19 protein-coding genes and 1 tRNA gene are annotated in these 23,276 nt (G+C 70.8%); 17 read left to right on the forward strand and 3 right to left on the reverse strand.

The annotated features are described in order from the left end of the window. Nucleotides 1-143: 143 nt before the first annotated feature. The 3 genes from ACYQ8L_RS14890 to ACYQ8L_RS14900 are packed head-to-tail and all read left to right on the forward strand — an operon-like array spanning nucleotide 144 to nucleotide 2,730. Entirely contained in the window at nucleotides 144-938 is a 795-nt protein-coding gene (locus ACYQ8L_RS14890) for a DNA repair protein RecN (RefSeq protein ID WP_459942600.1), read from the forward strand. Next, on the forward strand, nucleotides 935-1,399 hold the full coding sequence (locus ACYQ8L_RS14895; RefSeq protein ID WP_459942601.1) for an N-acetyltransferase: 465 nt from the start codon (nucleotides 935-937) through the stop codon (nucleotides 1,397-1,399). The genes ACYQ8L_RS14890 and ACYQ8L_RS14895 overlap by 4 nt, the downstream gene beginning before the upstream one ends. Then, on the forward strand, nucleotides 1,396-2,730 hold the full coding sequence (locus ACYQ8L_RS14900; protein WP_459942602.1) for a TldD/PmbA family protein: 1,335 nt from the start codon (nucleotides 1,396-1,398) through the stop codon (nucleotides 2,728-2,730). The genes ACYQ8L_RS14895 and ACYQ8L_RS14900 overlap by 4 nt, the downstream gene beginning before the upstream one ends. A gap of 31 nt (nucleotides 2,731-2,761) precedes the next feature. On the opposite strand, the gene ACYQ8L_RS14905 is transcribed toward ACYQ8L_RS14900, so the two are convergent. Beyond that, nucleotides 2,762-3,745 (reverse strand): response regulator, encoded by a 984-nt coding sequence (locus ACYQ8L_RS14905; protein ID WP_459942603.1) that lies wholly within the window; start codon nucleotides 3,743-3,745, stop codon nucleotides 2,762-2,764. 85 nt (nucleotides 3,746-3,830) lie between these two features. Between ACYQ8L_RS14905 and ACYQ8L_RS14910 the strand changes: the two genes are divergently transcribed. Together ACYQ8L_RS14910 and ACYQ8L_RS14915 are read left to right on the forward strand one after the other, a co-directional pair. After that, the gene (locus ACYQ8L_RS14910) at nucleotides 3,831-4,784 is read left to right on the forward strand and encodes a glycosyltransferase family 2 protein (RefSeq protein ID WP_459942604.1); all 954 of its coding nucleotides are present in this window, start codon (nucleotides 3,831-3,833) and stop codon (nucleotides 4,782-4,784) included. Nucleotides 4,785-5,050: 266 nt separating this feature from the next. Further along, nucleotides 5,051-5,126: transfer RNA gene (locus ACYQ8L_RS14915), tRNA-Gly, on the forward strand. Between the two features lie 66 nt (nucleotides 5,127-5,192). Here the strand turns inward: ACYQ8L_RS14915 and ACYQ8L_RS14920 are convergent. Both ACYQ8L_RS14920 and ACYQ8L_RS14925 read right to left on the reverse strand, forming a co-directional pair. Continuing rightward, nucleotides 5,193-5,756, reverse strand: a complete 564-nt coding sequence (locus ACYQ8L_RS14920; RefSeq protein ID WP_459942605.1) for a peroxiredoxin family protein — start codon at nucleotides 5,754-5,756, stop codon at nucleotides 5,193-5,195. A 459-nt stretch (nucleotides 5,757-6,215) separates the two neighbouring features. Further along, nucleotides 6,216-6,743: a TlpA disulfide reductase family protein gene (locus ACYQ8L_RS14925; RefSeq protein WP_459942606.1), complete on the reverse strand. Its 528-nt coding sequence runs from the start codon at nucleotides 6,741-6,743 to the stop codon at nucleotides 6,216-6,218. Between the two features lie 307 nt (nucleotides 6,744-7,050). Here ACYQ8L_RS14925 and ACYQ8L_RS14930 point away from each other — a divergent pair, with 307 nt between their 5' ends. From ACYQ8L_RS14930 to ACYQ8L_RS14985, 12 genes are all read left to right on the forward strand, one after another. Then, nucleotides 7,051-7,632: an RNA polymerase sigma factor gene (locus ACYQ8L_RS14930; protein ID WP_459942607.1), complete on the forward strand. Its 582-nt coding sequence runs from the start codon at nucleotides 7,051-7,053 to the stop codon at nucleotides 7,630-7,632. Next, nucleotides 7,629-8,177, forward strand: a complete 549-nt coding sequence (locus ACYQ8L_RS14935) for a hypothetical protein (RefSeq protein ID WP_459942608.1) — start codon at nucleotides 7,629-7,631, stop codon at nucleotides 8,175-8,177. The genes ACYQ8L_RS14930 and ACYQ8L_RS14935 overlap by 4 nt, the downstream gene beginning before the upstream one ends. Nucleotides 8,178-8,276: 99 nt before the next feature. Continuing rightward, nucleotides 8,277-8,939, forward strand: a complete 663-nt coding sequence (locus tag ACYQ8L_RS14940) for a hypothetical protein (RefSeq protein ID WP_459942609.1) — start codon at nucleotides 8,277-8,279, stop codon at nucleotides 8,937-8,939. A 108-nt stretch (nucleotides 8,940-9,047) separates the two neighbouring features. Then, entirely contained in the window at nucleotides 9,048-10,649 is a 1,602-nt protein-coding gene (locus ACYQ8L_RS14945) for a cytochrome c3 family protein (RefSeq protein WP_459942610.1), read from the forward strand. An 11-nt stretch (nucleotides 10,650-10,660) separates the two neighbouring features. Further along, entirely contained in the window at nucleotides 10,661-11,161 is a 501-nt protein-coding gene (locus ACYQ8L_RS14950) for a TlpA family protein disulfide reductase (protein ID WP_459942611.1), read from the forward strand. A gap of 26 nt (nucleotides 11,162-11,187) precedes the next feature. Then, the gene (locus ACYQ8L_RS14955; RefSeq protein WP_459942612.1) at nucleotides 11,188-12,009 is read left to right on the forward strand and encodes a cytochrome c3 family protein; all 822 of its coding nucleotides are present in this window, start codon (nucleotides 11,188-11,190) and stop codon (nucleotides 12,007-12,009) included. Between the two features lie 248 nt (nucleotides 12,010-12,257). Then, nucleotides 12,258-13,457: a ligand-binding sensor domain-containing protein gene (locus ACYQ8L_RS14960; RefSeq protein WP_459942613.1), complete on the forward strand. Its 1,200-nt coding sequence runs from the start codon at nucleotides 12,258-12,260 to the stop codon at nucleotides 13,455-13,457. Between the two features lie 19 nt (nucleotides 13,458-13,476). Next, nucleotides 13,477-17,400: a hypothetical protein gene (locus ACYQ8L_RS14965; protein ID WP_459942614.1), complete on the forward strand. Its 3,924-nt coding sequence runs from the start codon at nucleotides 13,477-13,479 to the stop codon at nucleotides 17,398-17,400. A 218-nt stretch (nucleotides 17,401-17,618) separates the two neighbouring features. Continuing rightward, entirely contained in the window at nucleotides 17,619-18,380 is a 762-nt protein-coding gene (locus ACYQ8L_RS14970; RefSeq protein ID WP_459942615.1) for a cytochrome c3 family protein, read from the forward strand. Nucleotides 18,381-18,395: 15 nt separating this feature from the next. Further along, nucleotides 18,396-20,975: a WD40/YVTN/BNR-like repeat-containing protein gene (locus tag ACYQ8L_RS14975; protein ID WP_459942616.1), complete on the forward strand. Its 2,580-nt coding sequence runs from the start codon at nucleotides 18,396-18,398 to the stop codon at nucleotides 20,973-20,975. Next, on the forward strand, nucleotides 20,972-22,720 hold the full coding sequence (locus tag ACYQ8L_RS14980) for a ligand-binding sensor domain-containing protein (RefSeq protein ID WP_459942617.1): 1,749 nt from the start codon (nucleotides 20,972-20,974) through the stop codon (nucleotides 22,718-22,720). The genes ACYQ8L_RS14975 and ACYQ8L_RS14980 overlap by 4 nt, the downstream gene beginning before the upstream one ends. Before the next feature lie 110 nt (nucleotides 22,721-22,830). Next, nucleotides 22,831-23,276 (forward strand): hypothetical protein (locus ACYQ8L_RS14985; RefSeq protein ID WP_459942618.1); only part of this gene is annotated, 446 nt, incomplete at its 3' end.

Genomic DNA, 23,276 nt, shown 5'->3' on the forward strand with positions numbered 1-23,276 from the left:
AATTTGCGGGTGTGCGGCGCCCCCAGGGGAATTTGTGGCGGCCCACGGACTGTTATCCGAACCCGCGGCAAGCTGTATTTGTGGTGCCCATGCAAAGGCCCGGGTTGGAGGGGGGGCCGCCCGGGGTGCCCCGCGGGGGGGGCGTGGGGGGGCCCCCCCCGCCCCGCCGGGGGGGGGGGGCCCCCCCCCGGGCGCCGATCCGCCGGCTCGAGCGAAAGCACGGGGCGGGCGTGGAGGCCATCCTGCAAAGGCTCGCGCAGCTCGAGGCGGAGTTGGCCGAGATCGAGGACGTGGAGTGGGGCCTCGAGCGGGCCCGGTCGCGGCTCAAGGAGGCCGAACAGGGCCTCGCCGGGGCGGCCGGGGAGCTCCGGGCGGCCCGGGAGCGGGCGGCCCGGGCGCTGGAGCGGCGGGTGGCCGAGGAGCTTGCCGCCCTGGCGATGGGGAAGGCGCGGTTCGAGGTGGAGATGGAGCCCACCGACCCGGGTCCCCGGGGGGCCGACCGGGCGCGGTTCCTTCTGGCCGCCAACCCGGGCGAGCCGGCCCGGCCCCTGGCCCGGGTGGCCTCGGGCGGGGAGCTCTCGCGGCTTCTCCTTGCCCTCAAGAACGCGCTTCGGGCGCCCGGCGTGGGGGCCCTCGTGTTCGACGAGGTGGACGCCGGCATCGGCGGGGCCACGGCCGACGCCGTGGCCGAGCGCCTCGAGCGCCTCGCCGAGGCCTGCCAGGTCCTGTGCATCACCCATCTTCCCCAGATCGCGGCCCGGGCCACCCGGCACCTGCGGGTGGAGAAGGCCGAGGCCGACGGCCGCACGGTGACCCGGGTCACGGCCTTGGAGGGGGAGGAACGGCTCCGGGAGATCGCCCGGATGTTGGGGGGCCGACGTGTCACCGAAACTTCCCTGCGCCATGCGCGGGAGCTCGTGGAAAGGGTTGCGCCGTGAACCTCGAGATCGCACCGGCCCGCCTCCAGGACGTGGAGGCCATGAAGGTCATCCTCGACGACTACGCCCGGGAGGGGGTGGTGCTGGCCCGGTCCCGGCTCGACCTCTACGAGAACATCCGCGACTTCGTGGTGGCGTGGCGCGACGGCGAGATCGTGGGGCTCTCGGCGCTCCACATCTGCTGGATCGACCTCGGGGAGGTCCGGTCGCTCGCGGTGCGCCGGGATCTCCAGGGCCAGGGGATCGGCCGGGCCCTGGTGGAGGCGTGCCTTGGGGAGGCCCGGCGGCTGGGCCTGCGGCGGGTGTTCGCCCTGACCTACCGGCCGGGATTCTTCGCGAAACTCGGGTTCGGCGAGGTGGAGAAATCCCAGCTCCCCCACAAGGTCTGGCAGGACTGCCTGAACTGCGTGAAGTTCCCCGACTGCGACGAGGTGGCGGTGATGCGCGAGGTGGGCCCGTGATCCCGTCCGGGTTCTGGGACCGGGTACACCGGGCTGCCCGGGGCGCCCCGTGGCAGGCCGGGGTGTGGTGGGAGGAGGGGATCCGGGTCGAGGGAACGGGCGGGAACCGGGTGGCCGAGCGGTGGACCCAGGGCTACGTGACGTTCCGGCTGGACCTCGGCCGGGGGCGGGTGGGGTTCGCCTCGGCTCCCCGGGGCCCGGGCGCCCGGTGGGCCCCCGAGGACCTGGTGGACGCCGCCCGGCAGGCCGCCCGGGCCCAGGACCCGGTGCCGGGCGCCGGGCTCGAGGGCCCGGTGGGCCCGGCGCCCCGGGACGACCTCGGCATCTACGACCCCGCGGTGGCCGGGCTCTCCCCGGACGACCTCCCCGAAGCCGTGCGAGGGATCGAGGCCTCCGTACGGTCGGCCGACCCCCGGGTGGCCTCGGTGCGAAAGCCGGCGGTCGAGGTGGCCCGGGTGCGGCGGGAGATCCGCACCGGCGCCGGCGAGGCCGTGGCCTGGGAGGAGACGGAGGTTTCGGCCTCGGCCGAGGCGGCCGCCGAGGCGGACGGCGAGGCCCGGAGCGGGTGGGCCTCGGCCGAGGCGAGGTGCTGGGCCGGCCTCGACCCGGAGGCCGTTGGCCGGGAGGCCGCCCTACGGGCGGCGGAGCTCCTGGGCGGCCGGCCATGCCCCACCGGGCGGTTCCCTCTGGTGCTGGACGCCCGGGTCGCGGCCGACCTCCTGGACGTCCTTGCCCCCTCGTTCGTCGGCGAGAATGTGGAGAAGGGCTTTTCGGTGTTCCGCGAACTCGGGGAGGCCGTGGCCCCGGCCGAGGTCACCCTCGCCGACGAGGGGCTCCGACCCGGGGGGCTCCACACCCAGCCGGTGGACGACGAGGGGGAGCCCCGGCGCACCACCGTGGTGGTGGATCAGGGGGAGCTGGCCGCGTTTCTCCACGACCGGGCGAGCGGCCGGCGGGCCGGGGTCGGGTCCACGGGAAACGCCGTGGGCGGCCCCGGGGGGCCGCCGGGGCCCGATGTCACCAATCTGGTCTGGCGGACCGGGAGCGGGGGAGATCTGGCCACCCTCCTCGGTCGAGCGGGCCGGGGACTCCTGGTGCGGGAGCTCCTGGGGCTCCACACGGCAGATCCCGTGACCGGGGAGTTTTCGGTGGGGTGCGCCGGCGTCTGGTTCGAGGGGGGCGAGCCGGCCTACCCCGTGACGGGGGGGGCCCTGTCGGGCACGCTCCCCGAACTCCTGCGGCGGGTTGCGGCCGTCGGGTCCGTCCTCGAGGCCCACGGCCACCTGGTGGCGCCCGCCGTGCTGGTGGAGGGCATGGACCTGGCCGGGTGATCCGTGACGGGGGGCCGATGCGGGGGGAGGTTCAGTGCTGCGGCGCGGGGGCCGCGCCGAACCGGTCCCGAAGGGCGTCGGACCGGGCCAGGAGCCCCCGGGCCCTGCGCCGCAGGTCCCCGTCTTCCGTGAGTTTCTCCACGCCGGTGACGATCCGGGCCGTGTGTTCCGCGAGGCTTTCGGCCAGGGCGGCCACGGCCCCTGGGCCCCGGGGCAGGAGGACCGCGAGGCCCGTGAGGATCAGTTCCTCGCTCGGGCACTCCTCGATCCGAAGGGTCAGGTCGAGGGCTCGGTCGCGGGGCGGCGCGGGCCGGGCCGCCAGGTCCAGTTCCACCCCGGCGATGCAGGCCTCCACCTGGGCCAGTTGGGCCTCGACCCGGTCGAGGACGTCCCGGGCCACGTCGGCCTCGGAGATCAGGGTTTCGAAAAACCGAAGCAGGTTGGCGTGATTTCCCTCGGCAAGCGAGAGGTCCAGCCAGAACCGCAGGGCCTCCGGGTCGCCCCGGAGCGCGCGGGCGAGGTTCAGGTAGACCTGGGCCACCCGGGTCTCGTAGGCCACGGCCCGGGTCAGGGCCCAGCGGGCGCGGTCGCCGGCCCCGGCCCGGGGAAGTTCCGCGTGTTGGAGCCAGCAGCGGACCAGGCTCTCCATGGTGGTGAGAAGATCGCCGCCCGAGGGCATCTTCGAGAAAAACGCGTTGGCCCCGAGGGCGTAGGCCTCGGTCACGGTTTCCGGGGTGGCCGAGCCCGAAAGCACCACCACCGGAACGGGCCGAAAAACGGGGTCCTCCTTCACCTCACGGACGAGGTCGAGCCCCGAACCGTCGGGCAGGCCCACGTCCGTGACCACGAGCGAGGGCGGATCCCCTCCGCCCCGTACCCGGGCGAGCGCCGCCCGGGCCTCCCCCAGGGTCGCCGCCCCCTCGACGCGCCCCGGGAAGCCGAGCTTTCGGAACACCGCCTCGGCGAGGCGCAGGAGCCCCGGTTCGTCCTCGACGTACAGGATCCATCGGTCCATGCCACGCCCCTTTGGGGGCCGCGCCCCCGGCAGGTCTGTGCCCCAACCCGGCCCCAGCCTACCACCCGGGGCCGAGGAGGCAAGCGTGGCCCGGGTTGACGTGCTGCTGCCGTTTCGCGACGCCGCCCCCTGGATCGCCGCGGCCTGGCGGAGCCTCGCGCGCCAGGGGTTTGGGGACTGGCGGCTCGTGGCCGTGGACGACGGGAGCCGCGACGGTTCGGCCGCGGTCCTGGAAGCCGCGGCCAACGGGGACCGGCGGCTCCACCTGGTCCGGGCCCCGGCCCGGGGGGTGGCCGCGGCCCTGAACCGGGGGCTGCGGGAGGTCTCGGCCCCGATCGTGGCGCGCATGGACGCCGACGACCTCTCCCACCCGGCCCGGCTCGGGGCCCTCGTGGAGGCCCTCTGGCGAAACCCGGGCTGGCAGGCCGTGGGGAGCCGGGTCCGGCTGTTCCCGGCCCCAAACGTGCCGGGCCGCATGGCGGCCTACGCGGCTTGGCAGAACCGGCTCGTGACCCCCGAGGCGATCCGGCGGGAGCGGTACGTGGAGTGCACGGTGACCCACGCCACCCTGGCGGTTCGCACCGAGGTCCTCGTGGGGGTCGGGGGGTGGTGGGAGGGGGAGGGGCCCGAAGACCTCGACCTCCTGCTTCGCTGGCACCGGCTGGGCTGCCGATTGGGCAAGGTGCCCCGGGTCCTCTATTTCTGGCGGGAGCACGGCCGGCGGGAAACCCGGCGGTCGGACCGGATGGCGGCCTCGGCGTTCCGGGAGGTCAAGGCGCGCCATCTGGTCGCCGAACTCGCGGCGCGGGGCGTCGGGCGGGTCGCGATCTTCGGCCGGCGAACGAGCCTCGCCGCCTGGGCCCGGGCGCTCGCCCGGCGCGGGGTGGCGGCGGAACCGGTGGAATGGAAGCCCGGCCAGGGGCTGCCCCGGTGGGACGGGTTGGCCCTTTTTTGCTTCGGCGACGCCCGGGTGCGCGACCGGGTCCGGGCCCTCCTCGCCGGACGGGCCGAGGAGCGGGACTACCTTTTCGTGGCTTGATCCCCTTCGGGCGAACCGGCCCCGCGGTCGCGGCAGCGCCGGCACGCCTCGCACCGGGAGTCGGCGCACCACTGGCAGGCGAAGCACTCGCGGCAGGGGTGTTTCTTGGGTCCGCCCCCGCCGGGGATGTACAGCCGGCCCGGTAGCACCCCGGCGGGCCGGAAACGCTGCTCGTTCTCCATGGGGGGAGCCTCCGGAACGCTCTGGGCCACTTTCCCGTTGACACGGGCCTCCGGTTGCCTATAATCAGGGATCTTCCAGCGGAAGCGGGCGTAACTCAGCTGGTAGAGTATCAGCTTCCCAAGCTGAGAGTCGCGGGTTCGAATCCCGTCGCCCGCTCCAGCGCAACGGAAAAAGCGCCACCCCGCGGGGGTGGCGCTTTTTTGATGCCCGCGGTGCGGCGGTCGGTCAGCCCGCCCCGATCGCCTTGCGGACGATCTCCTCGATCTTCTCGGGTTCTTCCCGGCCCACGTGGGTCCAGAGCACCTTCCCGTCCTTCCCCACGAGCACGAGGCTCGGGGTGCCAGCCACCCCGTAGGCGTCGGCCGTCTTGTAACTCACCCCCTCGATCTCCTCCCAGAGCACCTTGAACGAGAACCCGTTCGACTCCAGGTAGCGCCGCACGGCCTTTTCCAGCTTGGGGCCGTCCAGGTTGATAGCCAGGATCTCGAAGCCCTGGTCCTCGTATTTCTTGAGGATCTGGTCGAGGAGCGGGATCTCCTCGCGGCAGGGCCCGCAGAAAAAAGACCAGAACGTCAAAAGAACGGCCTTTTTGCCCTTGAAGTCCTCGAGCTTCACCTCGTTCCCGTCGAGATCCTTAAGGACGAAGGGCAAGGCCTCGGATCCCACCGGGAGCAGCCCGTTCGACGCGCCCTGCTTCCCCTTGAGGGCCGTGGCCTCGCTCGCCAAGGCCGCCGGCGCCTGGGCCGCCAACAGGGTCAGGCCCAGAAGCGGTACAATCCAGCGCTTCATCGCGTGTTCTCCTTCCAAATAACTTCGGTCCACGGTCGTCGGTCTGCGGTCTCCGGTCCCGTGGCCCAGACGGAGGCGGCTCACCGTGTACCACGGGCGGAAGTTATTGTTCTTGCGAACAGGCCGCGCCCTGCGCGGCCTACCGGAGCTTCCAACTATTGCTCCGGCGGCTAAATAGGCACGGTCCGGGGCATGGGCCCTGCTGGAGCGCCGGGCGTGGCTCCTACAGTGGCCGGATGCCGCACTCACGCACGGCCGGAAGCAGGCCCCATGCCCTGGCGACTTCCTTGCGCGCCTCTATTGGCGCCGGGTTGAAACTTCGGTTGTCGGTCGCCGGTCCTCGGTCCCATGGCCCCGGCGCTGGTGGCAAAGTGAGCGGGAGAAAGCGAAAAATTATTGTTCTTGCGAGTTGGCCCTCCCGCGACCTCCCGGAGTTTCGAGCTTTGGGGAGGCGGAGGGCTACTGTCCCAACCCTAGGGCTTCCTTTACTTTCTCCTCGATCTCGGCCTCGTCCCCGGGCGAGTAGCCCACGTGGTAATACAGCACCTTCCCGTCGGCCCCGATCACCACCGTGGTGGGCAACACGCTCACCCCGTATTTGGCGGCCACCTCCCGGCGCTTGTCCACGACGATGGGGTAGGTGATCTGGAAATCGAGGCCGGCCACAAACTTCTTGACCCGCTTCGTCCCGAAGCTGTCGAGGTCCACCCCAACAGCCACGAGGCCCTTATCCTTGTACCGGTTATAGATGTCCACCAGGTGGGGCATCTCCTGCACGCACGACACGCAGTAGATGGACCAGAAGTCGAGAAGGATCGCGTTTTGGCCGATATGGGGAGCGATATCGAGGTCGCCGCCGTTCAGCAAGGGGGCCGTGAAGACGGGGGCGTCGTCCCCCGGTTCTGGCTTTTTCCCCGCGCCGAAAAGGGCCAGGGAGGGCTGGACGGACACGAAAAGGAACGTCGCGATCAGGCAGAGAAGCCGCAAGGTTCTCCTCCGGAAACGATGGTGAGAGGTTCGAAAGACCGGGTCGCCGGCCCCACCGGAAACCAAGTCGGAAATCCGCCAGCAATCCCCGTGCCGGGGGTCGCCATAGCTTGACCAAGGCGGTTTCCAAAGTCAAACCGGCGGCCTCCCCACTGATCGGCCCCACGCCGCCCGGGCTTTACCGAAAATATTCGGGCACGGAGGTTGCTCGGTCCCGGGGGCATCCCGATTCGGCTTGGGGTAGAATGGGCCGCCGCTGGCTGTCACGTGCGCGCTTTCACGCGGCCGGAGGGTGTTTCCGCGCATCATGGACACGTCCAGGTTCTTCGACGCCGACTCCGAACTGGCCGTCCGCGCCCTCGACGGCGACCGGGAGGCCTTCGGCGCCCTCGTGGAAAAATACCAGGGTCCGATCTACCGGTTCGCCCTGCATTTTTTCCAGGATCCGGCCCGGGCGGAGGACGTGGCGCAGGATACGTTTCTTCGAGCCTACCGGTTTCTTCACACCTACGACCCCTCGCGGCGGTTCGCGACCTGGCTGTTCACCATCGCCCGAAACCAGTGTATCGATCGCCACCGCGACCGCGTACGAAGGGACGAGGTGGATTCCGAGAGCGTGAACCCCCTCGCCCTCCTGGCCCATCGGCCCCAGGAGGATCCCCTGGAGCAGTTGCTGCGGCAGGAGAACTGGAGCCGGCTCCTGGCGGCGGTGCGGGAGCTTCCGGAAAAGTACAAGACTCCCCTGGTGCTGTGTTACCTCGAGGGGATGCCCTACCAGGAGATTGCCGACATCGTGGGCATCTCGCTCAACAACGTGAAGATCCGGATCTTCCGGGCGAAGAAGATGATCCTGAAGCGCCTGGGGCTCCTGAACGGAGACGAGCTGTGAGGGTGCTGCGCCTCCTGACCTGTCTGCTTGTGGCCCTGGCGGCCCCGGCCCTGGCCGGGGAGTCGCTCGGGCGTCTCGGGCCGGGAGACCCGGCTGGCCCGCTCACCGAGGTGCGGGCCCAGGCCCGGGCCGCCGGCCTCGGGGACGCGGAGGTGAAGGAGGTGGAGGACGCCTGCCGGGAGGCCGGGCTGACATCGGCCGAGACGGCCCGCGTGCTCCTTCTCATCGCCCGGGCCCGGGTGGCCGGACTGCCCCACGAGGACCTCCTGTCGAAGTTGCGGGAGGGCGTGGCCAAGGGGGCGCCGGCCGAGGCGATCCTGCGGGTGCTGGAACGGCGCACGCTAACCCTCCGGCAGGCGAGCGATCTCGTGGAGCGGTTGACCCTGGAGGGCCACCGCCCCGTAGACCCGAAACTCGCCGTGTGCGCCGTGGCCGACGCCCTGTGGGCCGGGGCGAGCCCGAGCGAGGTGCTCCGGGCCGTCCGGGAGGGCAGCGCCCTCCCGGACGGGCTCCCCGACCCGCGCACCGCGTTCGCCGGGCCGTAACCCCGCGGGGTTGGGGCGGTAGGGAGTTCGTCCCGCATCGCTTCGGCGCGGGGGGTTCCGGATCCAGGGGTTCGACCGTCTGAGGAGGGCGAAAGGCTGATGCTCTGCGAGAGGTTCGAGGCGCTGTGGTGCAAGGTGAGCGAGGGCGAGGCCACGCCGGCCGAGGCCGAGGAGGCGGCGCGCCATCGGGCCGGGTGCCCCCGGTGCGACCGGCTCGCCCGGGCCCTGGAGGGGCTCGAGCACGCCTTGGAGGGCATCGGGGAGCAACGCCCCGAGGTGCCGCCGTACCTCGCGGCCCGCGTGAAGGCCCGGATCGCCGAACTGCCCCGGCCGGGCCGGTGGCGAAGGCTCTGGGCCCGGCTGCCGGTGCTCCGGCCGGCGGCCACGTTTGCGGCCGTGGCGCTCGCGTTCTTCGTGGGGCTTTTGGCCCGCGAGGTGCATAAGCTCAACGCCACGCTCGCCGACCGCGGCCGCACGGTGGTGATCGAGTTCGCCGCCCCCGACGCCCGGGACGTGCGGCTCGTGGGCGATTTCAACGCCTGGGGTCGGGCCGAGGCCCCGGTCCGGGCCGAGCGCCGCGACGGCCGGTGGGTGTTCCGGCTGCGGCTCGAGCCGGGCCGGTATCAGTACGCCTTTGTGGTGGACGGAACGAAATGGTTGCCCGACCCCAACGCCGCCGGTATCATCCCCGACGGCTTCGGGGGGAAGAACTCGGTGCTCTACGTGGGTGGTTCGGAGGGGCCGACGGGCACGCGGCTGTAGGCACGGTGTGCGGGCGTTCGCCCGCCGCGGCCGTGGTCGACGCGGTGAGGGCCGTTGATGCGTGGGGGGGCGGGCGGACGTGGGGCTACGGAAGGGGATGGAGTGAAGATGGGGAAAGGTCAACCCGTTTTCGGAGGCGCTCTACGCTACCTGGCCCTCGCCCTCGTCTCGATCGGGATGGCGTTCACCGCGCCGCGCGCAATGGCGGCGATGGTGGGGAGCCCCCACGACTTTGTGGACAACGGGTTCACCGGGGGAGGGGTTTGCGCAGAGTGTCACGTGCCCCACGGAGCCCAGGACCAGAGACTCTGGTCCCGCACCGGAAACACGTCGTACTCCACCTACCCCGAACGCTTGTGCATGGACTGCCACGACGGCAGTCTGCCCACGGGCGATGGTTGGGACACGGTGACCGGCGTGACCCCGCCCGTCTTCCCCCACAGCACCGATCCCAAATACGACAACTGCGGCACCTGCCACGACCACAAGAAGTCGTTTTCCATCCCCAACGACGACTGCCTCGTCTGCCACACCACGACCGCGAACGGGGGGTTGTTCGACGACGCGACCGAGGCGAACTTCCAGATCGACCGTTACTTCAATGGGATCGGCCTGGTGAACGACGCCAACATCCTGAGCCAGCACAACATCCGGTACCAGGTGGACGGCGATTTCAACACCCCCGAGGACGCCAACCTGAACGAGTGCAAAAAGTGCCACGGAAACGGCACGAAGCACCCGAGCGACGCGGCGTTTCTGGTGTATCCCGACGACCGATCTGCCACGGGCAAGGCGGCCGGGGACCCTGTGGCCCGCTCAACGGACTACTCCGCGTACCAGGATTTCTGCCTCTCGTGCCACGACGGGGTCGACGAAGGGGCCGCCAACGCGGCGTTCCAGCAGTTTAACGGAGCCCTCCCTGCAGGACAGGTGGGGCCGTCCAACCGTTCGAACCCCGCGACGCAGCAGACCTCGCCCCCCTGGGTCGTGCCCGCCGTCCCGCCGAAAGACGTGAACGCCGCGTCCCCGTACACCAACTCGCCGCCCTTTTTCGACTACTACGAGACCAACGGCCACGGCCTGGCCACGAGCCTCGAGGGTAACCCCATGGATGTGACCTGCCTGGCGGGAGGGTCGGGTCAGGGGTGCCACAACCCCCACGGCACGACGAACCGGTTCCTGGTGGACGGCCTGTTCGGTTCCGGGAACGACACCATCGGGGAGTTTGTGACGAACGTGTGCTACGGGTGTCACGTGGAGGCGGACCTGGTGGATCCCTCGAAGGCGATCCTGGCCAAGAACGATTTCCACGGATGGAGCGAGGACCGAAAGGGCCTGCACATCCCCGAGGGAGTTGGGATGGCCCAATGGAGGGCGATAACCGGCGGTTGGTCCATGCAGATCACGGACCCGTTCCAAGACCCAAATGGGGCGGGGGTGTTTCCCGATGCCTACGCGGAAACCGGGATTCTGCCGTTCTACGCGGGGGCGGGTGGGGCGATCGAGGCGAGGGTGTACGCGCCAACCCTGGGGACCCACTGGATTGCGTGCCTCACCTGCCACGACCCCCACGGCACGGCGACCACCCATGACATCCATACGGGTTCGCCGGACGACACGGGGCCTGCGACGACGGAGGCGATGCTAAGAAAATTCCCAGTGACCTGGGATTACGAGGATCCTTTGTGTGGGGAGTGCCACTCGCAATAAAGGGGAACGGTATGCGTAAGAAATGGGCCTGCGGAGGCGGAGCGCTTCTGGTGGGGATGGTTCTGGCGGCGGTGGGGTGGGCGGCCTCGGTGGGAGACCCGTTGCCCCCGTTCCAGTTGGCCGACGTGGAGAACGGGCAGGTGGTGGACGTCGGAGCCATGGCGGGTTCGGGGGTTTTGGCGGTCACCTACATGCAGACCTCCTGCGCCGCGTGCCGAAAGGAGCTTCTGGCCCTCAAGGACCTTGCGGCCAGGTACCCCAAACTCCGGGTGGTGGCCATCAGCGTGGACTCCGGAAGCCCGGCCCGGGTCAAGCGGTACAAGGAGCACTTCGGGTTCGATTTCCCGTTCCTCCACGATCCTGAGTTCAAGACGCCGGAACTCTTCGGGTTCTCGTTCACCCCCGCGTTGGTGCTGGTGGGCTCCGACGGCAAGATCGCGCTCCTCAAGGGAGGCTACCGGCCGGGCGACGAGAACGAACTGGAGGCGAAGCTCCAGGAGTTGTTGAAGTAGCGGCTCGATTCCACGGAGGCAAAGCCATGCGGCGATGGATGGGGCTGGGGGTGGCGCTGTGGGCGGCGGTGGCCACGGGGGCCTGGGGCGCCGAGCCGCCCGAGGGCCGCGAGTTGTACCGGGACGTGCGGGGCCGGGTGGTGGACCCGGAAACGAAGGAGCCCCTGGCCGGGGTCCCGGTGAGCCTCCTTTACGAGATGACCACGACCGACGCGAGCGGACGCTTCGTGTTCGAAAAGGTGCCGCTCACCCACACGGCCGAGGTGAGCCTTCGGGTTCAGAGCAAGAGCGGACTGATCATCGGGTGTATCACGGTGGATGTGCCGGTGCGCTACTACCCCGTGGCCGTCGCGGTGGACGACCGGTTCGACATCGTGATCGTCGATCCCTCCGAGGACGTGGAGGTGGTGCTCCAGCCCCTGCCTCTGGCGCCGTCGGAGGTCGACCGCTTTTGCAGTTCGTGCCACGAGAACAACCCGTGCGTGGAAACGGCGTCTTACGACGACGTGATCAAGAGCGGAAAGGATCTGCGGGGCATCATCGTGCCCGAGGACCAGGTGGAGGAGTTCAAAAAGAGGCTCCAACTGGCGGGGGTGCGCAAGGACACCTACCGGAAGATCCGGTACCAGGACACCCACCCCGACGGCATGAACATGGATCTGATTCCGCAGCTCGAGCTGGAGCAGTACAAAGGGCGGTACCAGAAGCCCCAGTCGCTGCCCTTGGTGGACGGCAAGTACGTGACTTGCGACACGTGCCACACCCGCCACATGCCGACGGACCAGAAACAGTTCGTCGTGAAGAGTTACGAAACGGACAACGCCCTCTGTTACGAGTGTCACCTGTAAGCGCCGTTGTCGCCCGGGGAGTGGGCCTTCACCGCCGCGCCCTGTTTCAGGGTAGGACAATCCGCCGAGCTGGAACCACAGGGGGTTGGGCCTTCCAGCTTCCCAGCCTCCTAGCCTTCCAGCCTCCCAGCCGATTCGAGGTTCCGATGCGTTTTCTTCGTTCCTTCTGTTTGTTGGGGGTGGTTGGGTTGGTCGCCTGCGCAACACCGGGGGGGACACCCCGGCCTGCAGGGACCGCGGCCAGGACCTTGGCGACTGAGGCGGGCGAGGTCCGGACGGCCCCGGCGCGGCCGGTTCTGGAGCCCCCGCCCGAGCTTCCTGCGCGTTCGGCCGAGGAGCGCTGGGAGGAAGCGCGGCGGCGGGCAAAGCGCCTCGAGCCCCGGATCCGCGAAGACATCGCTCGGGTGAGCCCGCCTCCCGTTCCCGAGGAGGTCCTGTCTCCGCCCGTGCCGAAGCAAAAGCCTGCGGCAAAGGCGCCGGCCCCCTCGCCGGCGGCGAAAGCGCCTGAGGAGAAACCGGCCTCCGCCGAACCGGTTCCGGCCCCCCAAGAGGTGGGGCGCGCCTCGGTGCCGGACGTGCGGGTCACCCAGCGCTACACCACGGAGAACGGCCTACCCTCGAACCGGATCACGGCCCTCTACGTGGACGAGACGGACGCTTGGGTCGGCACGGCCGACGCGGGGGTGGCCCGGCTCAACTTCGAGGAGGGCAACTGGATCGTGACCAAAGTGGAGGACGGGCTGGCCTCGAACCGGGTCACCGACATCGCCAAGTACAAGGGAGTGGTCTATGTGGGCACGGACGCCGGGATCAGCGTCTGGGACGGGGCTTCGTGGCAGATCAAAGACACCGAGGGCCGGGTGAAACTGGTGAACGCCCGGTTCCGGGTGCACGACGGGCTCCTGTGGGTCGCTGCCCGTACCATGCACGGGGGGCTTCTCACCTTCGACGGGGAGCGGTGGAAGGATCGGGGCACCATGAAGCCCGGCACGGTTCTCAATAACGTGTCGGACTTCGACTTCGCCGGCGATACCCTGTGGATCGGCACCACGAACCGGGGGGTATACCGGTTCGACGGTAAGGGCTGGACCACGTTCACCGTGGCCGACGGGATCGCCAGCAACTTTGTGTACACCCTGGCCGTAAAGGGGGCGACCTGCTACCTGGGCGGGTGCTGCGGGGTGAGCGTGTACGAGAACGGTTCGTGGCGGATTTACGACATCGCCGAGGGGTTACCCCACTCCACGGTAAACGCCATCGCGGTGGACGGGGACCTCGTGTGGTTCGGGTCGAAGAAGGGCCTCGGGCTGTTCGACGGGTTCCAGTTCACGAACTTCTATACCGAAGACGGCCTCACCGACGACCGGATCACCGCGCTCTTCGTGCGCGGTACCGAGGTGTGGGTGGGAACGGCCAACGGCCTGAACCGTCTCGAAAAGAGCTACTGAGCGAGGGAGCGACAGGGCCATGCACAGAACCTCGGAGCGGACGGCAAAGCCCCTGGCGCTGGCGGTGGCGGCGCTCGGCGTGGTCCTCTTTTCGGCACTGCCGTCCCGGGCCGACCACTCCCTCGGCCGGCCGTGCCTTTCGTGCCACGCCCTGCGGTCCACGAAGGTGGTGCCGGGGTCCCGGAACATCCTGAGCGACAACGTCCAGGACGCCCTGTACCAGACCGATTTTTACTGCGGGTCGTCCTGGACGGGGGGGGAACCCTTGGACTGCTCCTATTGCCACGGGTCCACGGGCGACATCGCCAACGAGATCGCGGCGGCGGCTGGCGGCGCGAACGGGTCGGCCCACCCCGTGGACGTGGGGGGCGACAACGCGAGCTACACGAGCGCGAAGCGCATCTTCTGCAACGACTGCCACAACGGCGACACCGACAACGCCACCAACCCCGGTCCGGACCTCCTGCCGGAAACCCTGTGCACCAAGGGCCCGGGCGACGGGTACCCGAACCACCACAGCCTGGTGATTGGGGCCACGGACCCCGGCGCGAACAACCTGGCTGACAATCCGCCACGGCTCGGCGGCAAATACGGCCCGTTGGGCGGTGCGACGTCCAGCAACGGCGGGGTGGACTGGTCCAAAACGACCTTCGCCACGGCGGACGTGTTGTGCTTCCTGTGCCACGACGGTGACGCGGGGACATCGCCGCCGTACGCGACGGGGATGGATGAGGACACGGGCGACGGCACCGGCGCCGCCAACATACTGGCCGAGTTCAACGCCGGCGGACACAACAACCGGGGCAAGGGGAACCTCACCCACGAACTCCCGTGCTACGACTGCCACGACCCCCACGCGGCCTCCGGCGCCTCGGGGAACGACGCCCTGCTGATCAACGGCGCGGACACGCCTGCGAGCCCCTACGGCACCACCGAGTTCGTGGTCACCGGGTACGACGCGGCGGACGCAACGGGTGCGAGCCAGCGGGCGGTGTGTCTGGCCTGCCATTCGTCCGGTGGCGCCCGGGTCAAGGACGAGTCCAGCGACACGTGGGTTTCCGCGCCTCCGGCGCTTTCCGGATTCACCCCGGAGTTCCCGTTCCACGCAGGGGTCCACGATGCGGTGCAATCTTCCGGCGGGTGCTGGGGAGCTTTAGGGTGTCATCCGAGCCCCCACAACACGGGAGGCACCCTGTACTGTCTGTCGTGCCACACGAAGGACGGGCCCGGGTTCGTTCAGAATCGGCACGTCGACAGCGAGTTCGGCCACGTCGGCGCCGTGCGGGGGAACGATCTTCTGAGTTTCCACACCATCAACTACGACACCTCCGCCGACATGAGCGTCCCCGACAACAACGGGTGCCTCAAATGCCACGACACCCGTGGCGGTCCGGCCAACGCGATCCTCAAAGATGACGACGGCAACTTTTACACCGGCTCGTTGGGAAACAGCTTCTCCCAGCGGGAGGATCTGAAACACTACGACCCCTTCTGCCTTTCGTGCCACGACGGGGCGGGGAACGACGTCGAGTTCACCACGTCGGCGTCCTACACGCTGAGCGACTGGCTCAACGGCGGGAGCCAGACCGTGCCGGCGGCGACCCGGCTTCCCCCCCAGGTGAACAACCGCACGGGGGCGTCCTGGGACCAGGGGTACTTTTTCACGGTGGGTCACGGCCGCGGGAACGGCCAGGCCACCACGGCGTTCCCCTGGTCCGGGAACCCGGCGCCCAAGATCCCCTGCCTCGAGTGCCACCTGTACCATGGGTCCACGGCGTTCAAGCTGCTGCCGGGGCCGAAGCAGACCGCCGACGGAATGGGCCACGTGGTCAAGGGGTACGCCTACGCCGTGGAGACCATTGGCACGAAGTTCACGATCGGCGGGGTGGCCGACTCCACCGAGATCGATTACACCGACTACACCGACCCGGCGAAGAACCCCCGCCTGGGGAACATCACCCCCCAGCGCAACTATTTCCGCTCCTGGTACGTCTCGGAGTACGTGAACGCCAAACCGTGGTCCACGTACCACTACACGGGGTCGATCGACACCCCCGACGGCATCACCACCCACTTTGGGACCTCCGGGGAGGTGCATGACAATTCCGACGTGACCGACGAACTGGGGTGCGGCAAGGACGCCCAGACCACTACCACCAAGGTCGGGTTCTGCAACGCCTGCCACTTCTACTCCCAGACGACCGACGGCACCCAGGACACGTACGGTTGGGTGTACACCCACGAGGGCAGCGTGGGGCTCACGGACTGCTCCGGGAACGATCTGAAATCCCAAATGAACTTTTTCAAGGACTGCGCCGAGTGCCACGACCCCCACGGGTCGGGCGAGGGGCAGGACAGCGCCGCGAGCCCGGCCAACATCTACATGATCCGTAAGAAGATCAAGCACGCGCCCACCGACAGCGAGGCGGACGTCAAGAACACGAACTGGTGGAGCGCCGTGGTGTTCACCAGCACCACCGGCACCGATAGCTTCGACGAGCCCGACACGGACAACACGGACGACCTGTGCACCGTGTGCCACCAATCGAGCTCCGAGAACGCCAACGACAACGTCAATCACAATTACCGGTCCCAGACTCTGGCGAGCGATCACCAGGTGGGCAACAACTGTACCCAGTGCCATCCCCACGGCGGCAAGAAGGGCCAGGGCACGACCAACCAAGGGCTGATCGGGTTTCCCCAGGCGGCCTGCAACGGCTGCCACGGGTTTCCGCCGGCGCCGGCAGCCCGCGCCCTGGAAGGGGGCGACCCGAACCTCGTGGCCGAGAACTACCCCGGTGGCGGGGGGGCTCACATCGAGCACGTGAACAACCTCTTGCTCGTGAAGTTCCCGTCCTCCGACAACGCCAAAGAACTCTGCGGTCCCTGCCACGGCGACGACGCGGGGAGCGGGCCCGACCACGCCACCTCGGGGGAGCTCTCCGGCAGTTGGAACATCGCGAGCCGGGCCCACGTGAACCTGAAGGAGCGCACCAACTCGTCCTGGGACGGCATGGCGGGGGATCCCGCGGCCGGGGCCTACGGGGGAACGGCGCTTCCCACCACGCCGCCGGGCGACGCGGTGGATCCGGCGGACAGCACCTGCACCGGGGTGGACTGCCACGGCAATCCCACGGCCTCGGAGAGCCTGCACTGGAACCTTGCCTCCGCCGGGGACGGCGCCGGCGATTCCGACGGCCTGGGCCGCAGCCAGGCCTGCGCGGGATGCCACGACGGGCTCGACAGTCAGGCCGAGATCCGGCTTTGGGACCGAAATGACGCCGCCACCTACACGTCCAAACTCGCCCCGGACGCGACCCGGGCCTACTACGCCACCCCTTCGGGCTACTCCCGCGGCGGCCACGGCGACGCGGGCATTCAGACCGAGGATCCGTTCATCGACTCGGCTCCGGGGGTGACCACGCCCATCGACTGCACGGCGTGCCACGATGCCGCCCAGCCCCATTTCCCGGCGCAGGCCGCGAACCTGCACCGACTGCGGACCCAGACCTTGCAGGCGGCCGACGATGTGAGCGGCCTGTGCACCCGCTGCCACACGGCCTACAACGATACGGCTCCCAACGGAAACCCGCTGCACCACCCCTCGGGGGTCTCGTTCACTCGGGCGTACAACGAGCCCACCGGGGTGAACTACGACGTGCCGGCCGGGGGCGAGGGGGACGTGGACGAGTTCGTCATGTACTGGAGCGACACGTCGTACACCGCCATCGGGAACCCCACCCAGGTGGACCTGCCACGGCTCGACGATATCTTCCCGGGGCAGCCGCAGAACCTGGCCTGCACCACCTGCCACCAGCCCCATGGCACCGACCTGGCCGTGGACGTGGGGCAGGGCGGGGGCGGCACGTACACCGAGATCCCCGACAACAACATGCTGCGGCTGCGCGACACCGACAACACGTTGTGCAACGCGTGTCATTAGGCGCGGTGACGGGTGATCCGCGGCGAGTGACGGTCGGGGCGGGGAGGCCCGCCCCCTTTTTGTGGCCCGACAACAGAGGGAGAGGAATGCGGGAACTTCTCTTGCTCCGGCGGCTAACGAGGCGCGGCGGTGGCATGTGGCCTGCTGGAGCGCCGGGCGTAAGCCGGATGTCGCACTCACGCACGGCCGGAAGCAGGCCGCATGCCCCTGCGATCCCCTTGCGCGCCTCTATCGGCGTCGGGTTAATAAGTTTGCTGCTCGCCGTCGCCTTGGCCGCCGGCCCGGCCTGGGCCGGGGAGCACCCCGGCAGCGGCGCCGACTGCCGCCGGTGTCACACGGCCGGTCGGGGCACGGCCGAGGCGCCGAAGGTGGTTCCGGAGCCGCCGGGATTCTGGGCCCGGCTGTTCGGGGCGAAGCCCATCGAGGGCCACCCCTCGGTCTCCTGCGCCGGCGTGGTGCGCGAGGACGGCACGGTGACGGGGTGCCATCGGCCGGAAGGGGGCGGGGAGGCGTTTCTGGTGGCCGGCGGCCAAGGCCGGCCCGTGGACGAACTGTGCGGCGCTTGCCACGCGGAGCAGCGGGAGCCGGGCAAGCACCACCCCACGTACAAGAAGGACACCGACGCCGACGGCGTGCCCGACAAGATCGTACGGCCGGCGGGGGGGCAGGAGGTGTACGGCCCGTATGCCCCCAGCCCCGAGGGCCCCGTGGATACGCTGGAGTTCCGGACGCTCCCCGACGGGACGAGGGAACTCGTGGTGCGCCTGCCCCTCGAAACCGTGACCGAGACCGTGGACGGGGCGGAGGTCGTGGAGCCGGGCGTGGTCACCTGCACCACCTGCCACAACCCCCACTACGGGTACCTGGCCGGCGTGGGGTCCGAGGAGGACCTCAACACCGACCTCGTGGCCCGGGAGTCGGGTGACGCCCTGCTCCGGCTTCGGGATTTCGACAACGCCCTGTGCGAGGCCTGCCACTAGGGGCAAAGGACCGTCTTGCCGCACCCTGTTTCCCGATTCGTCCGCCGGCCGGCCGCGGTGCTCGCGGCCGCATGCAGCCTGGCGCTGATCCCGGCGCGGCCGGCGTGGTCCGCGACGGACCGCTGGGAGCCCTACCCGCCCGGCGTCGGCGGGCCGTGGGGAGGGTCGGTGTACCGGGTGGTCCTGGCGGATCCGTCCGACACCGATACGGCCTGGGCCGCCACCGGGGGCGGGGTGTTCCGGTGGGACCCGGCGGACGCCCGGTGGGAGGCGGCGGGGTTCCGGGGGGATCTCGTCTACGACCTGGCCGTGTGCGGGGGCGATTCGCCGGAGATGATCCTGGCGGCCCTGGGGGGCCAGGGGCTTTGGGCGAGCCCGGACGAAGGCGCCTCTTGGGACCGGGTGCTCGCCGGTTCGGTCAAGCGGGTCGCCGCTTCGGCCGACTGCGCCACCGTCTGGGCCGCCGGGGAGAGCGGGGGCACGGACCTGCTCCGGCGCAGTCTGGACGGGGGCGCCACGTGGAGCGACGGGGTCCCGATTGCCACGGTAAACCGCATCGCCCCTTCCGGCGCCACGGCCTGGATCGCCGCGGCCACGGGGCTCTACCGGTGGGATGAGGGGGGGAACGCACCGGTTTCGGTGCCCGGGCCCGATGTGGCTTCCGCGTCCGACGTGTCTGCGGCCGGAGACGTGGTGGCCGTGGCCTCGGGGGCCGAGCTCTGGGTTAGCCTCGACGGCGGCGGAGCCTGGGAGGAACGCCACGCCGCCTTGGGGGGGGCGGGGCTCGACTTTGAAAGCGTGGAACTCGTGGCCGCCGACGGGAACGGGCGGGTCCTCTACTGGGTGAACGGGGCCCCGGCCGGCGTGCTCCTGGAAACGAACGAAACGGGTTTCACCTCGGTGGCGAAACCCGAGGAGGGCTGGGTTCCCCTGAGCCTCGCGGCGACCGCCGACGGGGACTGGATCGGGGCGGCCAAGGCAGGGGCGTACCGGCGAGGGCCCGGCGGGGCGCCCGCTTGGGCCTCGGACGGCATGGCGGCGTTCGCGGCCGGCACCTTGGCCTTCGCGCCCCACGGTTCGGGCCGGCTTGCGGCGGGTGGCGGCGAGACCGGCGAGGGATGGGGCGGGGTGCTGGTTTGGAACCCGGAGGACGGGGCATGGCTCCGGGCCCCGGGCCTTCCAGCTCCCTCGGTGGCGTGGGTGGGGTACCGCGGAGCCGAACTCTGGGCCTCGCTTCCCGGGTTCGGCCTGTACCGCTCGCGGGACGGGGGCGGGACCTGGGAGGTTCGAAACGGCGGGCTGGGGCCCTCGGTGGCCCAGAACCCGGGACCCGTCCTCCCGGTTCCGGGCCAGGCGGACCGGCTCCTGGCGGGATTCCTCGAGACCGTGCGGGCGAGCGACACGGCCGGGGCCCTGTGGGAACGGCCCGCGGCCGCACCCCCTAACGCGGCCCAGCGGCCCTGGCAGCTCACCCTGGTGCCGCCCGCCACGGTGTACGCGGCCGCCCCTGGCCAACAGGCCGGCCAGGGCCTGGTTTATCGCAGCGACGACGGAGGCGCCGCCTGGGCCGAGGCGGCCGGGCTGGACGCCCCTGCCACGGCGATCGCCGCGGCCCCCCGGGATCCGGACTCGTCGGTGCCGGTGTTCGTGGGGACGGACGGTGGGCTCTGGATCCTCCGGAACGCAGGGGGCCACGGCGTGGGAAGCCTGCCCCAGGCGGCCGCGTCGGCCGTGGCCGTGGACGACCGGCCGGGGCCGGCCCGGGTCGCGGTGGCGTTCCAGGGTCAGGGCGTGTGGATCTCCGAAGACGGGGGAAACGCCTGGCAACGTCTTCCCGAGGAGGGGCTGGCCGCCGAATCCGGGCGGCTGCCCTTCGTATCCGCCCTGGCCTTCGAGCCCGGTACCGGGCGCCTGGTGGCCGGGGCCGGAACCCGGGGGCTCGTGTATCTGGACGCGGGGGAAGGTACGGCCGTCACGGGCCGGATCACCGGGGTGGCCGTGGCGGGGGACGCGGCGACGATCGAATTCATCACCGACGCCGGGGAGGCGGGGTGGAGCCTCGACGGCGAGAGGTTCACCTGGGACGACGCGTCGGGGCCTTTGGCGGTTTCGCTGCCCCCGGGGGACGGCGGGCTTCTGGTGTTCGTCCGGTTCCGGACGGCGGGCGAGGAGTCGCCCACCTACCAGGTGCTGGCCGCGCGGCCCGACGTGACGCCGCCGTCTCCTGAACTCTCGGGCCTGGCGGACACCGTGACCGAGGGGCAGCCGGTGACGGTCACGGTTTCGGGCGACGACGTGGTGGAGTACCGGTACCGGCTCGACGGCGGGGCGTTCCCCGACGCCTGGACGCTGCGAACGGTTCCCCTGGAACTGGGAAGTCCGGCCACGGGGTCCCACATCCTGGAGGTCGAGGCCCGGGACGAGGCCGGGAACCGGGCGGGCGTCGAGGTCCGTTTCACGGTGGAGGCGCAGTCCACCGAGCCGCCGGGGGGCGGGACCGAACCGCCTCCCTCGTCGGGCGGGGGCACCTCGTCCGGTGGGGGCGGAGGGGGAGGCGGCGGGTGCTTCCTTACGGTCCTCGGAGGGGCCGAATGAGGCGGTTTGGCGCGGTTGTGATGCTTTGGTGTCTGGCGGCCGCTGTGGCGCCGGTGGGTGCCCTGGCCGAGGGGCCCTTCGGCGGGTCGGTCACGGCGCTCGTGGCCGGGCCCGGCAGCGGCCCGGCCTGGGCCGGCACCGAGCGGGGCCTCTTCCGTTTCGAGGGCAATCGGTGGCGCCGCGTCGACGCCTGGGGTGTGCGCCAGGTCACGGCCCTTGCCGCGGTTGGCGAGGCGCTGCTTGCGGCCGAGCACCGAAATGGCCTGTGGCGCAGCGCCGACGGCGGGGCGTCGTGGGAGCCGGTGCGCTCGGGGCTCGCCTCGGCCACCGGGACCCCGGTGCGCGAGGTGCTGTGCCTGGCCGCAGGCCCGAACGGCCGGGTGTACCTGGGCTCGGCCGGCCAGGGGACGTTCCGGAGCGACGACGTGGGCCGCACCTGGGTTCGTCTGGACCGGGGGCTGGAGGGCCGGCCCCCCCCGGCCTACCACGTGACCGCGCTGCTGCCGCCCGAGGGGGACCGGCCGCTTCTCGCCGGCACCGACGGAGGGGGGCTCTTCGCCTGGGGCGAAGGGGGCTGGACCGAGGTGGGGGGACTTCCCCCGCGGCTTCGGGTGTCGGGCTTCGCCGCGGAGCCGGGGAATCCGGGCCACGTGCTCCTGGCCACCCGGGGGGAGGGCCTGTGGGAGAGCCGGGACGCGGGCGCCACCTGGAAACGGATCCGCAAGGGGCTTTTTGGCCTCGTCACCGCGGCGGCCGTCGCCCCGGGCGGCGGATGGGCGGCCGCGTTCGCCGGCGAGGGGCTTGTGGTCTCGGGCGCCCCCCGTCCCCGGGCCACGGGGCTCTGGAAGGAGGCCGAGGTCCGGGTGCTGTCGCGGGCCGGGGAGGGGTGGCTCGCGGGCCTCGCCCACGACGGCGTGTGGCGCCTCGGCGGCGATCTTAGCCCCGAGCCCCTCGCCGGGGGCATGGACGCGACGACCGTGCTCGCCCTTTGGCGGTCGGCGGACGGTACCCTCTGGGCCGGCGACGGAAACGGCGCCTTCCGGTCGGCCGACGGCGGGGCCACCTGGCGGCCGGCCGACGCGGGCCTCCCCGGCGCCGCGGTCACGGGGTTCCTCGAGGCCTTCGGCGACCTTTACGCCGGCACCGGGGGCCGTGGGGTGTTCCGGTGGAATCCGGGGGAGAACCGCTGGGACGACGTGTCCCAGGGCCTCGGCACGGCGAACACCATCTTTTCCCTGGCCACGGACGGCGCGTTCCTCTACGCCGGCACCGAGGGCGGGGTGGTGCGCCGGTCGGCCGAGGGCCCCTGGGAGCACGTGGCCGCCGGGCTCCCGCCGGCCGGCCGGTGGGCCGTGGCCGCGGCCGGGGGCGCGGTCTGGGCCGCCGGCGGCGGAAGCCTGTATCGCTCGGCCGACCGGGGGGAGACCTGGGATCGGGTGGGGCCGTCCGAAGCCGTGGCCCTGGCGGCCCGGCCCGAGGGGGGACTCTGGAGCCTGGAGCCCTTCGGCCTGAAGGCCTGGGCGGGGGCCGACGAGCCGCCCCGGATCGATCTCGTTCCGGGGGAGCAGTTCACGGCCTGGGCGTTTGGTGCCGATCAGATCTGGTTGGGAACCAACCGGGGCCTGTGGCGATGGCGGGCCGGCGGGGGCGAGCGTGCGTGGGAGGGGGCGAGGGTCACGGCCCTGTGGGCCGAAGGGCCCCGGGCCTGGGTGGGCACCGACGGACGGGGCGTCATGACGCCCTGAGGCGCGAGTGGGGCGCCCGTAACCCCGACCGGTTCGATCGGTATCCGGTCACGGCGCGGCGGGCGCCACGGTATTGGTGAGGGATCGCGATGGAAAGGGGAGCCGGACCCATGGGAGTTCGCGCACGTAGGCGCTGGATCGCGGCCGTGTGGGCCGTCGCCATGGCGGCGGTCGTCGGGGCCCCGCCCGTCTGGGCCACCCACTACCCACCGGGGTGGAAGTGCTACGAGTGCCACGCGGTGAGCGCGTCGAAGATCGTGCCGGGCACCCACCTGATCAAGCAGAGTCAGAAGACCTTCGACCTGGGGATCACCTCGGGCGACCCCTCGATCCGGTGCCTGTTCTGCCACGAGGCGTTCCGGTCGGCCCAGAACCCCGACGGGCTCCCCCGCGACCGCATGAAGGGGGTAGACGAGCATTTCTCCTCGTCCGCCCTGTCGAAGCACCCCGTCGATGTCCAGAAGAGCAAGCTCACCCAGGACGCCACGGCCTTCGACTGCCTCGACTGCCACACCGTGGCCGGGTTCGACCTCACGAACCCGGCGAACCCCAACAT

Source organism: Deferrisoma palaeochoriense (assembly GCF_054656955.1).

What these genes read in the sequence shown, in the direction of transcription:
- ACYQ8L_RS14920 (WP_459942605.1), bottom strand. Translation starts at nt 5,756, where the DNA reads ATGAAGCGCTGGATTGTACCGCTTCTGGGCCTGACCCTGTTGGCGGCC.
- ACYQ8L_RS14940 (WP_459942609.1), top strand. Translation starts at nt 8,277, where the DNA reads ATGCTCTGCGAGAGGTTCGAGGCGCTGTGGTGCAAGGTGAGCGAGGGC.
- ACYQ8L_RS14955 (WP_459942612.1), top strand. Translation starts at nt 11,188, where the DNA reads ATGCGGCGATGGATGGGGCTGGGGGTGGCGCTGTGGGCGGCGGTGGCC.
- ACYQ8L_RS14965 (WP_459942614.1), top strand. Translation starts at nt 13,477, where the DNA reads ATGCACAGAACCTCGGAGCGGACGGCAAAGCCCCTGGCGCTGGCGGTG.
- ACYQ8L_RS14945 (WP_459942610.1), top strand. Translation starts at nt 9,048, where the DNA reads ATGGGGAAAGGTCAACCCGTTTTCGGAGGCGCTCTACGCTACCTGGCC.
- ACYQ8L_RS14905 (WP_459942603.1), bottom strand. Translation starts at nt 3,745, where the DNA reads ATGGACCGATGGATCCTGTACGTCGAGGACGAACCGGGGCTCCTGCGC.
- ACYQ8L_RS14930 (WP_459942607.1), top strand. Translation starts at nt 7,051, where the DNA reads ATGGACACGTCCAGGTTCTTCGACGCCGACTCCGAACTGGCCGTCCGC.
- ACYQ8L_RS14950 (WP_459942611.1), top strand. Translation starts at nt 10,661, where the DNA reads ATGCGTAAGAAATGGGCCTGCGGAGGCGGAGCGCTTCTGGTGGGGATG.
- ACYQ8L_RS14980 (WP_459942617.1), top strand. Translation starts at nt 20,972, where the DNA reads ATGAGGCGGTTTGGCGCGGTTGTGATGCTTTGGTGTCTGGCGGCCGCT.